This window comes from Micromonospora sp. NPDC049203 (assembly GCF_043197215.1).
Taxonomy (GTDB): Bacteria; Actinomycetota; Actinomycetes; order Mycobacteriales; family Micromonosporaceae; genus Micromonospora.
The window spans coordinates 510,214-523,052 of sequence record NZ_JBICSV010000001.1 but is presented as its reverse complement, the minus strand read 5'-3'; the positions used below and the strand labels follow the sequence as shown (position 1 = coordinate 523,052).

11 protein-coding genes are annotated in these 12,839 nt (G+C 73.2%); 8 read left to right on the top strand and 3 right to left on the bottom strand.

All coding sequences use genetic code 11. From position 1 onward, the window contains the following. Window positions 1-9 precede the first annotated feature (9 nt). Together ACGFIA_RS02445 and ACGFIA_RS02440 are read left to right on the top strand one after the other, a co-directional pair. Window positions 10-348 carry a helix-turn-helix transcriptional regulator gene (locus tag ACGFIA_RS02445; protein WP_091419334.1) on the top strand — a complete coding sequence of 113 codons (339 nt, stop codon included), beginning with the start codon at window positions 10-12 and terminating at the stop codon, window positions 346-348. Beyond that, window positions 345-2,039 carry a SulP family inorganic anion transporter gene (locus ACGFIA_RS02440; RefSeq protein ID WP_357388209.1) on the top strand — a complete coding sequence of 565 codons (1,695 nt, stop codon included), beginning with the start codon at window positions 345-347 and terminating at the stop codon, window positions 2,037-2,039. The genes ACGFIA_RS02445 and ACGFIA_RS02440 overlap by 4 nt, the downstream gene beginning before the upstream one ends. Here ACGFIA_RS02440 and ACGFIA_RS02435 read toward each other — a convergent pair. Then, window positions 2,036-2,773: a DUF4386 domain-containing protein gene (locus ACGFIA_RS02435; RefSeq protein WP_357388207.1), complete on the bottom strand. Its 738-nt coding sequence runs from the start codon at window positions 2,771-2,773 to the stop codon at window positions 2,036-2,038. The two genes, ACGFIA_RS02440 and ACGFIA_RS02435, sit on opposite strands and share 4 nt — an antisense overlap. A gap of 83 nt (window positions 2,774-2,856) precedes the next feature. On the opposite strand from ACGFIA_RS02435, the gene ACGFIA_RS02430 reads away from it, so the two are divergent. After that, window positions 2,857-3,552 carry a TetR/AcrR family transcriptional regulator C-terminal domain-containing protein gene (locus ACGFIA_RS02430; RefSeq protein ID WP_357388205.1) on the top strand — a complete coding sequence of 232 codons (696 nt, stop codon included), beginning with the start codon at window positions 2,857-2,859 and terminating at the stop codon, window positions 3,550-3,552. Between the two features lie 44 nt (window positions 3,553-3,596). Continuing rightward, the gene (locus ACGFIA_RS02425) at window positions 3,597-3,770 is read left to right on the top strand and encodes a hypothetical protein (RefSeq protein WP_357388203.1); all 174 of its coding nucleotides are present in this window, start codon (window positions 3,597-3,599) and stop codon (window positions 3,768-3,770) included. A 92-nt stretch (window positions 3,771-3,862) separates the two neighbouring features. On the opposite strand, the gene ACGFIA_RS02420 is transcribed toward ACGFIA_RS02425, so the two are convergent. Both ACGFIA_RS02420 and ilvD read right to left on the bottom strand, forming a co-directional pair. Beyond that, window positions 3,863-4,585, bottom strand: a complete 723-nt coding sequence (locus tag ACGFIA_RS02420; RefSeq protein ID WP_357388202.1) for a hypothetical protein — start codon at window positions 4,583-4,585, stop codon at window positions 3,863-3,865. Window positions 4,586-4,667: 82 nt separating this feature from the next. Next, on the bottom strand, window positions 4,668-6,515 hold the full coding sequence (ilvD, locus tag ACGFIA_RS02415; RefSeq protein ID WP_357388200.1) for a dihydroxy-acid dehydratase: 1,848 nt from the start codon (window positions 6,513-6,515) through the stop codon (window positions 4,668-4,670). Window positions 6,516-6,625: 110 nt separating this feature from the next. On the opposite strand from ilvD, the gene ACGFIA_RS02410 reads away from it, so the two are divergent. The 4 genes from ACGFIA_RS02410 (at window position 6,626) to ilvC (ending at window position 12,725) form a co-directional block, all read left to right on the top strand. Then, entirely contained in the window at window positions 6,626-9,061 is a 2,436-nt protein-coding gene (locus ACGFIA_RS02410) for a putative bifunctional diguanylate cyclase/phosphodiesterase (protein ID WP_393258035.1), read from the top strand. A gap of 180 nt (window positions 9,062-9,241) precedes the next feature. Further along, complete coding sequence (locus ACGFIA_RS02405; protein ID WP_357388196.1) at window positions 9,242-11,137, top strand: acetolactate synthase large subunit; 1,896 nt, start codon at window positions 9,242-9,244, stop codon at window positions 11,135-11,137. Next, the gene (ilvN, locus tag ACGFIA_RS02400; RefSeq protein ID WP_357388194.1) at window positions 11,138-11,653 is read left to right on the top strand and encodes an acetolactate synthase small subunit; all 516 of its coding nucleotides are present in this window, start codon (window positions 11,138-11,140) and stop codon (window positions 11,651-11,653) included. Between the two features lie 58 nt (window positions 11,654-11,711). Then, window positions 11,712-12,725 carry a ketol-acid reductoisomerase gene (gene ilvC, locus ACGFIA_RS02395; RefSeq protein WP_357388192.1) on the top strand — a complete coding sequence of 338 codons (1,014 nt, stop codon included), beginning with the start codon at window positions 11,712-11,714 and terminating at the stop codon, window positions 12,723-12,725. The last annotated feature ends 114 nt before the right edge of the window (window positions 12,726-12,839 follow it).

Here is a 12,839-nt window from a genome sequence, read left to right as displayed (position 1 = left end):
AGGTGTGTCATGTCGGTGCCGCTGTACCAGGCCAAGGCGGAGTTGTTCCGGACCCTCGGGCACCCGGTCCGCATCCGGGTGCTCGAACTGCTCCAGGACGGGCCGTTGCCGGTACGCGACCTGCTCGCCGCCATCGACGTGGAGGCGTCGAACCTCTCGCAGCAGCTCGCCGTGCTGCGCCGGGCCGGCATGGTCACCTCGTACCGGGACGGTCCGCTGGTGATGTACGCGCTCAGCACCCCCGACGTGGCCGACCTGCTCGCCGCCGGGCGGCGCATCCTCGGCGCGGTCCTCACCGACCGGGACGCCCTGCTCGACGAGCTGCGGGCCTCCGGGACGGACCGGTGAGCGCGGCGGCGGTCCTCCGCGCGAGAGACGTCCTCCGGCAGGCGGGCCAGCTGTTCCGTGGGCTGCTGCCCGGCCGGGCCGACTGGGCCGCCGTGCGCCGCTCACCCCGGCGCGACCTGCTCGCCGGGCTCACCGTCGCCGTGGTGGCGCTGCCCCTGGCGCTCGCCTTCGGCGTCACCTCCGGGCTCGGCGCGCAGGCCGGCCTGGTCACCGCGGTCGTCGCCGGAGCGGTCGCGGCCGTCTTCGGCGGCTCCAACCTTCAGGTCTCCGGCCCCACCGGGGCGATGACAGTCGTGCTCGTGCCGGTGGTGCAGCAGTTCGGCGCCGGTGGCGTGCTGATGGTCGGCGCGCTGGCCGGGCTGATCCTGATCGCGCTCGCGCTGGCCCGCCTCGGCCGGTACGTCCGCTACCTGCCCGCCCCGGTGATCGAGGGCTTCACCGCCGGCATCGCCGTGGTGATCGCGCTGCAACAGGTGCCCGCCGCCCTCGGCGTCGCCGGGGCACACGGCGAGAAGGTGTGGGCGGTGGCCGCCGACGCGGTCGCCCGGTTCGCCGCGCAGCCCCGGCCCGCCGCGATCGTCGTGGCGCTCGGCGTGGCCGCGCTGATGCTGCTCGGCGGCCGGTGGCGGCCCGCCGTGCCGTTCTCCCTGGTCGGGGTGGCCGCCGCGACGATCCTCGCCGAACTGGCCCCGATCGACCTGGCCCGGATCGGCGAGCTGCCACAGGGGCTGCCCGCGCCGTCGCTGGACTTCGTCGACCTCGGCGCGCTGGGCGTGCTGCTGCCGAGCGCCCTGGCAGTGGCCGCGCTCGCCGCCCTGGAGAGCCTGCTCTCCGCGACGGTGGCGGACGGCATGACCGTCGGCGAGCGGCACGACCCGGACCGGGAACTGTTCGGCCAGGGCCTGGCCAACCTCGCCTCCCCGGTCTTCGGCGGCATCCCGGCGACCGCCGCCATCGCCCGTACCGCTGTCAACGTGCGCGCTGGGGCGTCCTCGAAGCTCGCCGCGCTCACCCACGCGGTCGCCCTCGCCGCGATCGTGCTCGCCGCCGCCCCGCTCGTGGGCCGCATCCCGCTGGCCGCGCTGGCCGGGGTGCTGCTCGCCACCACCATCCGGATGGTGGAGGCGGCCTCCCTGCTGGCGCTGATGCGGGCCACCCGGGCCGACGCGGTGGTGCTGGTGCTGACGTTCGCCGTCACTGTCATCTGGGACCTGGTGACGGCTGTGGTCGTCGGTCTCGCCGTCGCGGTCGTGCTGGCGCTGCGCGCGGTGGCCCGCAGCGCCAAGCTGGAACAGGTGCCGCTGGACACCGGCGAGCACAGCGACGAGGAGCACGCGCTGCTCGCCGAGCACATCGTCGCGTACCGGCTGGACGGGCCGCTCTTCTTCGCCGCCGCGCACACCTTCCTGCTGGAGCTGGCCGAGGTGGCCGACGTGCGGGTGGTGATCCTGCGGATGTCCCGCGTCTCCACCATCGACGCCACGGGCGCCCAGGTGCTCGGCGACGCCGTCGCCCGGCTGCGCGCCCGGGGGATCACCGTGCTGCTCTCCGGCATCACCCCGGGCCACGACCAGGTGCTCAGCACGCTCGGCGTCGCCAACGAGCTGCGCCGCGAGGGCCTGGTGTTCGCGGACACCCCGGCCGCCATCCGGTACGCCCGGGGTGTCGCCCTCGCCGCGAGCCCGGCCTAGGCTGCGGTCGCGCCGGCGCCCGCCTCCGCCCGCGCCTGCGCGCCTGCGCCTGCCTGCTTCCGCGCGCCTGCGCCTGCCCCGGCCTGCTTCCGCACGCCGAAGGCGATCAGGTAGCCGAGGATCCAGACCTCGCCCACGGTGGCGGGCACCACCAGCAGGTCGCCGGCGATGCCGGCGCCGGGGGCGAGGTACGCGACGAACGTCATGAGCACGTAGCCGACGCCACCGGCGACGAGGATCCAGCCCAGCGGCCGGGGCAGCCAGCCCGACCGGAGCACGCACCAGCCCATCGGCACCAGCCAGAGGCCGAAGAAGAGGCCGCCTACCTCCCACAGGTTCCCGCTGACCAGGTAGAGCAGCTGGACGGTGTCGGCGTCGCCCGGCCCGCCGGTCGCGACCCGCAGGGCCGTCCCGAGCACGGCGGCACTGCCGAGGATCGCGACGGCGTTCACCAGCCCGAAGGCGGCGATGCTGCCCGCGGCGGTGCTGTCGACAGTACGGAACAGGCGGTAAAACCAGACGGCGGTGAGCGCCTGGGTGAGGACGACCAGCAGTTCGAGGGCGATGCCGGCACGGGCCAGCGACTCGTGGGCCACCAGGTTGGCCAGTGTCGCGCCCGCGTCGTCGGCGTCGAAGAGCATCGGCCGGACGGTGAGGAACCCCAGCGCGCCGGTGACGGCGAGCCCGAGGTAGAACAGCCCGGTCACCCGGGCGGTACGGATCAGCTGTGGCATGGCGGCTCCTTGGGGGTGATCGACGGTCCGTGACTTGTTGCCTTACGTCGTAAGGCCAACCATACGTTGTAAGGTCAAGGGAGATGGAGAGCCGGATGGGAGCGCGGAAACCTCGGGAACCGCTCAGCCGTGAGCGGGCCTTGGCCAGCGCGATCGCCCTGGTCGACGCCGAGGGGATGGCGGCGCTCACCATGCGCCGGCTCGCCGCCGAACTCGGCGTCGAGGCGATGTCGCTCTACCACCACCTACCCGGCAAGGCCGGACTGCTCGACGGCCTCGTGGACGCGGTCGCCGCCGAGATCACCTCAGCCGCCGAACGGGCCGAGGCGGACGCGCCCGGCGGCGACTGGCGTACCCGGCTGCGGCTGCGCTTCCTCGCCGCGCGCGCGGTCATGCTGCGGCACCCGTGGGCCCCCGCGCTGCTCAGCTCCCGCCCCACAGTCCCCGCCGGCGTGTACGCCTACTACGACGCCATCCTCGCCACGCTCGTCGACGGCGGTTTCTCGTACCGGATCGCCCACCGGGCGCTGCACGCGTTCGGCAGTATGGCGCTCGGCTTCGCGCAGGAGGTGTTCCGGCCGGACGCGGGCGGGGAGGCCGACACGGCGGAGGCCGAGATGACGGCGCTGGCCGAGCAGTTGCCGCACCTGGCCGCCATGGTCGCCGCCGAGACGCACGACGCGGCGGATCCGACGCTGGGCTGGTGCGACAGCCAGACCGAGTTCGAGTTCACCCTCGACCTGCTCTTCGACGGCCTGGAGCGGCACCTGCCGCGCTGACGCCCGGGCGGGTTCGGACGGCGTCGCGCGGGTACCAGGACGGCATGACTGACCCGGTTGAGCTGTCCGAACTGCACGCCGGAGGCGCCGACCCCGACGACGTCACCCCGGACGAGCCGCACGCGGACCTGGACGGCACCGACGAGAACTCGCCTGCCGAGTTCGGCCTGCCCATCGACGGCACCGCCCCGGCCCAGGAAGATCCGCCCCGTCCTTGACGCGCCCGCCGCCGTCAGCGGTGTGCGCGTCGGTGGAACGTCATGGGTGTCTGCGGGCGCGTGTGACACCCATGACGTTCCACCGGCCGGCGCTAGTTCGGCAGGGCGGCGAGGCCGGCCAGCAGCTCCCACCGCTCGGCCTCGGTGAGGATCGCGTACGCGGGCTCGTCGCGGCGGTCGGTGTCCGCCTCGATCGCCGCGCGTTGCGGCCCGTCCGTCATCGCCCGGATCTCGTCGGCGGTCAGCCCGGCGGCCCGCCACGCGGCCCGGTGCGCGTCCGCGCGGTGGTGCCGCAACGAGCCCAGCCGGGTGACGAGCAGCAGCGCCGGGGAGGCGTCCTCCGGCTCGTACGGCGGGGACATCGCCCGGAACACCGGCCCGCCGGTGGCCTGCGCGTGCGCCAGCACCCGGCCGACCAGCTCGGCGAGCCGGGGCACGATGCCCAGGCCGGGCAGCACCCCGGGCAGCATGGCCCACAGTTCCTCGGCGGCCTCGCCGGTGGCCCGCTGCGCGAACAGCGTCAGCTCCCGGCCCAGGTCGGTGAGGTGCCACGCGCCCTCGTCGTCCCGGACGACGACGCCCCGCTCCAGCTCCTCGTCCATGCTGCCGGAGGTGTAGATCAGGCCGTCGGTCAGCGCCTCGGCGGGCATCGGGCGGGCCAGCACTCCGGAGAAGAAGCTGTTCTCCGCGCCGAGTGTGCAGCCCCGCTCGGCGTAGAACGCCTCCATCCGGGCACGGGCTGCCCAGCGGGCGCCCACGTACACCCGGTCGATCGCCGGCCGGACCAGTCGCGCGTAGCTCACCGTCGTCTCCACGCCGCCGGACGTTACCGGCGCGCGGGCGTTAAGAAGGGCCCCCTCCTCTACCGGAGGCGTTAATAGGGGGCCCTTCCTTACGTCACTCGGGGACGCGGCGGTAGGCGCCGTCGCTGGCCGAGGTCGCCATCGACGCGTACGCGCGCAGCGCCGCCGACACCGGGCGCTGCCTGTCGAGCGGGGTGTACGGGCGGTCCCGCTTCTCCTCGGCCACCCGGCGTGCCTCCAGCTCGTCGGCGGGCACGTTCAGCTCGATCGACCGGCCCGGGATGTCGATGACGATCTCGTCGCCGTCGCGCACCAGCGCGATCAGCCCACCGGAGGCCGCCTCCGGGGAGACGTGCCCGATGGACAGGCCGGAGGTGCCGCCGGAGAACCGGCCGTCGGTCAGCAGCGCGCAGGACCGGCCCAGACCACGGCCCTTGAGGAACGAGGTGGGGTAGAGCATCTCCTGCATGCCGGGGCCGCCCTTCGGGCCCTCGTACCGGATCACCACCACGTCCCCGGCGACGATCTCCTTGGCGAGGATCGCGGTGACCGCGTCGTCCTGCGACTCGTAGACCTTGGCCGGGCCGCGGAACGTCAGGCACTCCTCGGGCACACCGGCGGTCTTCACCACACAGCCGGCCGGTGCGAGGTTGCCGTGCAGGATGGCCAGGCCGCCGTCCGCGCTGTAGGCGTGCTCCCCGTCGCGGATGCAGCCGCCGGCCGCGTCGGTGTCCAGCGACGACCAGCGGTTGGTGGTGGAGAACGGCTCGGTGGTGCGCACGCCGCCCGGGGCGGCGTGGAACAGCTCGATCGCCTCCGGCCGGGCCGCGCCGCCGCGCACGTCCCAGTCGGCCAGCCACTTGTCGAGGCTGGGGGAGTGCACCGACCGCACGTCGCGGTGCAGCAGCCCGGCGCGGTCCAGTTCGCCGAGGATGGCCGGGATGCCGCCGGCCCGGTGCACGTCCTCCATGTGGTAGTTCGGCGAGTTCGGGGCGACCTTGGCCAGGCACGGCACCCGGCGGGAGATCGCGTCGATGTCGGCCACGCCGAAGTCCAGCTCCGCCTCGCGGGCGGCGGCGAGCAGGTGCAGCACGGTGTTCGTCGAGCCGCCCATGGCCACGTCGAGGGCGATCGCGTTCTCGAACGCCTCCCGGCCGGCGATCGAGCGCGGCAGCACCGAGGCGTCGTCGTTCTCGTACCACTGCTTGGCGATCTCCACGATCGTGCGCCCGGCCTCGACGAACAGCGACCGCCGCGCGGCGTGGGTGGCCAGCGTCGAGCCGTTGCCGGGCAGCGCCAGGCCGATCGCCTCGGTGAGGCAGTTCATCGAGTTGGCGGTGAACATGCCGGAGCAGGAGCCGCAGGTCGGGCACGCGGAGCGCTCGATCTCGCCGAGCTGGTCGTCGGTGACCGCCTCGTTCGAGGAGGCGATCATGGCGTCGATCAGGTCGATCTTGGAGTGGACGACGCCCTCGATCGCCACCGTCTTGCCGGCCTCCATCGGGCCGCCGGAGACGAAGACGGTCGGGATGTTGAGGCGCAGCGCGGCCAGCAGCATGCCCGGGGTGATCTTGTCGCAGTTGGAGATGCAGACCAGGGCGTCCGCGCAGTGCGCGTTGACCATGTACTCCACCGCGTCGGCGATCAGCTCCCGGCTGGGCAGCGAGTAGAGCATGCCGCCGTGGCCCATGGCGATGCCGTCGTCCACGGCGATGGTGTTGAACTCCCGGCCGACGCCGCCGGCCTCGGCCACCGCGTCGGCGACCAGGCCGCCGAGGTCCTTGAGGTGGACGTGACCGGGTACGAACTGGGTGAAACTGTTCGCGATGGCGACGATCGGCTTGCCGAAGTCGTCGTCGGTCATCCCGGTGGCCCGCCAGAGGGCCCGGGCGCCGGCCATCGTCCGACCGTGGGTGGAGGTCCTCGACCGCAGCTCAGGCATGAGGACAAGTCTGACACCATCCGCGCGGCGATCCGGCGGCGCGCGCCCTGTGTCCCAACAGTTGCACACCCGGTGCCCCACGGGAGGCGCTCATCCGGCAGAGTTGACCCGTGCAGTCGTCCCCGGGGATGGTCACCGTCGCGGCGCTGAGCGGGGTCGCCGCGACCGCCGCCACGGTGCTGCTCGCCGTGTCCGCGCGGCGCCGCACCGGCCCTCGCGGACCGGCCCACCTGCTGCTGGCGTGCGCCGCCGGGGCGGCCCTGCTCAGCCTGCTGATCGGCCTCGGCGGCCTGCTGGCCGCCGGTGACCACTGGGCGCACCGGCAGGGCCAGCGGACCGCGTGGGCGGTCCTCGTCGCCGTCGGCACGACGCTCGCCGCGCTCGGTCTCGGTGCCGCCGTGCTGCGGCTGCCCGGCGCCACCGCGACCCGGGCCGCCACCGCCCGGCTGCTGCTCGACGGCCTGATCATGGGCAGCGCGCTCTGGTTCGTCGGCTGGGTGGCGGTCAGCGAGCCGACCCGGCTGCTCGGTGACGCCACCCCGGTCGCCTGCCTGCCGATCGTGCTGGCCACTGTGAGCGCGGCGCTCACCATCGGGCTCACCGTGATCGTCGTGCTGCGGGTCGCGCCGCCGCGCGGGTGGCTGACGCTGCTCGCCGCCGGGGCGACAGCGGTGGCGGCCGGTGGGCTGGCCGTGGCCGCCGGGCTCTGCCAGGCCGGCCCGGGCACGGTGCTCACCGGCGCCGTGCTGACCGCCGCCGGCCTGCTGGCCACCGCCGTCGCCGGGCGCCGCGCCGACCTGACGCAGCTCGACGTCGACTTCATCCGCCGCGACGGCGAGTACGCCTTCGTGCCGATGTTCGCCATGGCCGCCTCCGCGATGTACCACCTGGTGCAGGGCGGCGGATTCGACGGGTACGCCATCGTGGCCGGCACCGTCGAGGGCTTCGCCCTGGTGACCCGGCAGTATCTCGCTCTCGGCGACGTACGCGGCTACGCCATCCGGCTGGCCGAGCGGGAGGCGCACTTCCGCGAGCTGGCGCACACCGACCCGCTCACCGGGCTGCCGAACCGCCGCGGGCTGCTGCGTGCCCTGCACCGCTGCGCCGAGTCGGGCCGCCCGTGCGTGCTGCTCGGGCTCGACCTCGACGGCTTCAAGAACGTCAACGACATGCGCGGGCACGACGTGGGCGACGCGGTGCTGATCGAGGTGGGGCGGCGGCTGCGGGGCAACCTGCGCCCGGGTGACCTGGCCGCCCGGCTCGGCGGCGACGAGTTCGCGGTGCTGATGCCCGGGCCGGCCGATCCGGGCCCGGTCGCCGACCGCCTGCTCGGGGTGCTCGGCCGCCCGTACGAGCACCGGGACGGGCCGGTCTTCCTCTCGGTGAGCATCGGGGTGGCCGCCGGCCAGGGGGAGCAGGACGTCGAGCTGCTGCTGCGCAACGCCGACCTGGCGCTGCGCTACGCCAAGCAGCGGGGCAAGAACCGGATCGAGCGCTACGACGCCACGTACGACCAGTTGCTGAGCCGGCGTACCCGGATGGAGCACGAGCTGCGCGGCGCGATCGAGCGCGACGAGCTGCGGCTGGTCTTCCAGCCGGTGGCCTCGCTGCCGTCGGTGCGGCCGGTCGGCGCGGAGGCGCTGCTGCGCTGGCGGCACCCCGAGCTGGGCAACGTGCGGCCGGACGAGTTCATCCCGCTCGCCGAGGAGTGCGGGATGATCGCCAAGCTCGGCGCGTGGGTGCTGCACCAGGCCTGCTACCAGCTCTCCCGCTGGCTGGCCGACGGGCACGACGTCTGGGTGTCGGTGAACGTCTCACCGCGCGAGCTGCACGCCCCGGAGTACGTGGTCCAGGTCGCCGACGCGCTGCGCGCGCACCACGTACCGCCGCAACGGCTGGTGCTGGAGGTGACCGAGCACGCCGTCGCCACCGACGTGGACGAGCTGATCCGGCGGCTCACCGCGCTGCGGCTGACCGGCGTGCGGATCGCGCTGGACGACTTCGGCGCCGGTTACTCGTCGCTCGGCCAGCTCCGGCGGCTGCCGATCGACATCCTCAAGATCGATCACAGTCTGGTGGCCGAGCACGAGCCGGTCCGGCCGGTCGGCCGGGACGGCCCGGCGTTCGCCCCGATGGTCGACATCGTCATGCGCCTGGGCCACCAGCTCGGGCTGGAGGTGATCGCCGAGGGCGTCACCAACCCGGCCGAGCTGGCCGCGGTGGTGGCCGCCGGCTGCCGGTTCGGTCAGGGCGCGCTGTTCGGCTGGGGCGTACCGGCCGAGCACCTGGAGGCGATGCTGGAGGCGGCGACGGCGCCCGGCAACCGGCACACGGCGATGCCGCCGGCGCCGCCCGCCCCACCGGCGCGCACCCCGTCTCCGCTGTTGCCCCGGCTGCGCGACAACCCGCCCGCCCCGCGTCCCCCGATGGGGGGATCTTCGCAGGTGGCACCGGGCGCGGAGGGGGTGCCGGCGGGCGACACGCCCACGTCCGTGAACCAGAATGTGGGATCAGTTGACTCATCGCGTGAGATGCGTCAGGCTTAGCCGCATGTCGTCGAACCGGTCGCCGCGAGTACTTACCTGAGCGCACTCTCCCACCGAGAGTGCGCTGGCCCCGTGCAACCTGCACGAGGGCTTTTTTGTTGCCGTCGGACCACCGAGGGACCTCCGCGTCCCATCCTGAGAAGCGCGTCACCCACTCACTTCCGAAGGCTTTGAACCGCCATGACGAGACCCACGCCAGAGACCCTCGCCCACTCCGCCCGCCGGGCCCGCTCCGGCACCGGCGCGGCCGGTGACTCCGACCCCGCCGCCCGCCCCGGCCGTGCCGTTCCGGCGGCCGCGCACGCCGAGACGCCCGTACGGGAGACCGCCACCGCGCAGGTCTCGGGCGCCGGTTCGCTCGTGCGGTCGCTCGAGGCGCTCGGCGTCGACGTGGTCTTCGGCATTCCGGGTGGCGCGATCCTGCCCGCCTACGACCCGCTCTACGACTCCACGGTCCGGCACATCCTGGTCCGCCACGAGCAGGGCGCCGGGCACGCCGCCACCGGGTACGCGCAGGCCACCGGCCGGGTCGGTGTGTGCATCGCCACCTCCGGACCGGGCGCGACGAACCTGGTCACCCCGATCGCCGACGCGTACATGGACTCGGTGCCGATGGTGGCGATCACCGGGCAGGTGGCCCGGCCGTCGATCGGCACCGACGCCTTCCAGGAGGCGGACATCCAGGGCATCACGCTGCCGGTCACCAAGCACAACTTCCTGGTGCAGACCGCTGACGAGATCCCCCGGGTGCTGGCCGAGGCGTTCCACCTGGCCGCGACCGGCCGCCCCGGCCCGGTCCTCGTCGACATCCCCAAGGACGTGCTCCAGGCGCCGGCGACCTTCTCCTGGCCGCCCACGCTCGACCTGCCCGGCTACCGGCCCACGCTGCACCCGCACGGCAAGCAGATCCGCGAGGCGGCCCGGCTGATGACCGGCGCCCGCCGTCCGGTCCTCTACGTCGGCGGCGGTGTACTCAAGGCCGACGCCACCGAAGGGCTGCGCAAGCTGGCCGAGCAGACCGGCATCCCGGTGGTCACCACCCTGATGGCGCTGGGCGCGTTCCCCGACTCGCACCGCCAGCACCTGGGCATGCCCGGCATGCACGGCACCGTCGCCGCTGTGTACGGCCTGCAGAAGGCCGACCTGATCGTGGCGCTGGGCGCCCGCTTCGACGACCGGGTGACCGGCAGGCTGGACTCGTTCGCGCCGGACGCGACGGTGGTCCACGCCGACATCGACCCGGCCGAGATCGGCAAGAACCGGCACGCCGACGTCCCGATCGTGGGTGACGCGCGGCACGTGATCGACGAGCTGATCGCGGCGGTCACCGCCGAGCAGGCCGCCCACCCGTCGGTGGACCTGACCGACTGGTGGGCCCAGCTCGACGACCTGCGCGAGCGGTACCCGCTGGGCTTCGAGGAGCCGGCCGACGGCACCCTCTCCCCGCAGCACGTGATCAAGCGGCTGGGCGAGATCGCCGGCCCGGACGCGATCTACGTGGCGGGCGTCGGCCAGCACCAGATGTGGGCCAGCCAGTTCATCTCGTACGAGAAGCCGCACACCTGGCTCAACTCCGGCGGCCTGGGCACCATGGGCTACGCCGTCCCGGCCGCGATGGGCGCGAAGGTCGGCAAGCCGGAAACCACAGTGTGGGCGGTCGACGGTGACGGCTGCTTCCAGATGACCAACCAGGAGCTGGCCACCTGCGCGCTGGAGGGCATCCCGATCAAGGTCGCCGTGATCAACAACGGCAACCTGGGCATGGTGCGGCAGTGGCAGACCCTGTTCTACGGGGAGCGCTACTCCAACACCGAGCTGGGCACGCACAAGCACCGCATCCCGGACTTCGTCAAGCTCGCCGAGGCGCTCGGCTGCGTCGGGCTGCGCTGCGAGAACGCCGCCGACGTGGACAAGACCATCGAGGCGGCCATGGCGATCAACGACGCGCCGGTGGTCATCGACTTCGTGGTCGGCAAGGACGCGATGGTGTGGCCGATGGTCGCCGCCGGCACCAGCAACGACGAGATCATGTTCGCCAGGGGTGTGCGCCCCGCGTTCGACGAGGACGAACTCTAAATGACTATGCACACGCTGTCCGTGCTGGTGGAGAACAAGCCGGGTGTCCTGGCCCGGGTCTCCGGGCTGTTCTCCCGGCGTGGGTTCAACATCGACAGCCTCGCCGTGGGCGAGACCGAGAACCCGGACGTCTCCCGCATCACCATCGTGGTCAACGCCGAGTCCTCGCCGCTGGAGCAGGTGACCAAGCAGCTCAACAAGCTGGTCAACGTACTCAAGATCGTGGAACTGGACCCGCAGGTGTCGGTGGCGCGCGAGCTGCTGCTGGTCAAGGTCCGCGCGGACCGCGCGGCCCGCGCCCAGGTGCTGGAGACGGTCGGCCTGTTCCGCGCGCGGGTGGTCGACGTCGCGCCGGACACGCTGACCATCGAGGCCACCGGCACACCGGACAAGCTCGACGCGCTGCTGCGCGACCTGGAGCCGTTCGGCATCAAGGAGATGGTCCAGTCCGGCACCGTGGCGATCGGGCGGGGTTCGCGGGCCATCACCGCCGGACCGTCCCTGCGCGCCGCCTGATCCGTACCCACAAGTTTTTCGACGGGCCGACGGGCACCGCCGTACGAAAGGGAAGTCAATGAGCGTTGAGGTGTTCTACGACGACGACGCCGACCTGGGCCTGATCCAGGGCCGCAAGGTCGCCGTGATCGGGTACGGCAGCCAGGGCCACGCGCACGCGCTGTCGCTGCGCGACTCCGGCGTCGACGTGGTGATCGGCCTGCCCGCCGGGTCGAAGAGCCGGCCGAAGGCCGAGGAGCAGGGCCTGCGGGTGCTCACGCCCGCCGAGGCGGCGGCCGAGGCCGACGTGATCATGATCCTGGCGCCGGACACCGCCCAGCGTGGCCTGTACGCCGAGGCCATCGCGCCGAACCTGGCCGCCGGCAAGGCGCTGTTCTTCGGGCACGGCTTCAACATCCGGTACGGCCTGATCACGCCCCCGGCCGACGTGGACGTGGCGATGGTCGCCCCGAAGGGCCCCGGTCACCTGGTCCGCCGCCAGTACGTCGACGGCAAGGGCGTGCCGTGCCTGGTCGCGGTCGAGCAGGACGCCAGCGGCAACGCCTTCGGTCTGGCCCTGGCGTACGCCAAGGCGATCGGCGGCACCCGGGCCGGCGCGATCCGGACCACGTTCACCGAGGAGACCGAGACCGACCTGTTCGGCGAGCAGGCGGTGCTGTGCGGTGGCGCGGCGGCGCTGGTGCAGACCGGGTTCGAGGTGCTCACCGAGGCCGGCTACGCGCCCGAGGTGGCCTACTTCGAGTGCCTGCACGAGCTGAAGCTGATCGTCGACCTGATGTACGAGGGCGGCATCGCCCGGATGCGCTACAGCATCTCCGACACCGCCGAGTACGGCGACCTGTCCCGGGGCCCGCGCGTCATCGACTCGCGGGTCAAGGACGAGATGCGCAAGATCCTCGGGGAGATCCAGTCCGGCGAGTTCGCCCGCGAGTGGGTGGCCGAGGACGAGGCCGGCCGGCCGAACTTCGCCAAGTGGCGGGCCGAGGGCGCGGCGCACCCGATCGAGGAGACCGGGCAGAAGCTGCGCGGCATGATGAGCTGGGTCGACCGGCCGATCACCGAGACCGCCTGATTTTCTCCCCCGTGCGGCCCGTGGCCCGACGCTCTCCCCGGCGTCGGACCGCGGGCCGCATCCGTTCACGTGCTGGGACACGGTGAGTAACACCTCGTGCCGTGCCGTCCCCGG

What these genes read in the sequence shown, in the direction of transcription:
- ACGFIA_RS02435 (WP_357388207.1), bottom strand. Translation starts at nt 2,773, where the DNA reads ATGCCACAGCTGATCCGTACCGCCCGGGTGACCGGGCTGTTCTACCTC.
- ACGFIA_RS02445 (WP_091419334.1), top strand. Translation starts at nt 10, where the DNA reads ATGTCGGTGCCGCTGTACCAGGCCAAGGCGGAGTTGTTCCGGACCCTC.
- ACGFIA_RS02430 (WP_357388205.1), top strand. Translation starts at nt 2,857, where the DNA reads ATGGAGAGCCGGATGGGAGCGCGGAAACCTCGGGAACCGCTCAGCCGT.
- ilvD (WP_357388200.1), bottom strand. Translation starts at nt 6,515, where the DNA reads ATGCCTGAGCTGCGGTCGAGGACCTCCACCCACGGTCGGACGATGGCC.
- ACGFIA_RS02425 (WP_357388203.1), top strand. Translation starts at nt 3,597, where the DNA reads ATGACTGACCCGGTTGAGCTGTCCGAACTGCACGCCGGAGGCGCCGAC.
- ACGFIA_RS02405 (WP_357388196.1), top strand. Translation starts at nt 9,242, where the DNA reads ATGACGAGACCCACGCCAGAGACCCTCGCCCACTCCGCCCGCCGGGCC.
- ilvN (WP_357388194.1), top strand. Translation starts at nt 11,138, where the DNA reads ATGACTATGCACACGCTGTCCGTGCTGGTGGAGAACAAGCCGGGTGTC.
- ilvC (WP_357388192.1), top strand. Translation starts at nt 11,712, where the DNA reads ATGAGCGTTGAGGTGTTCTACGACGACGACGCCGACCTGGGCCTGATC.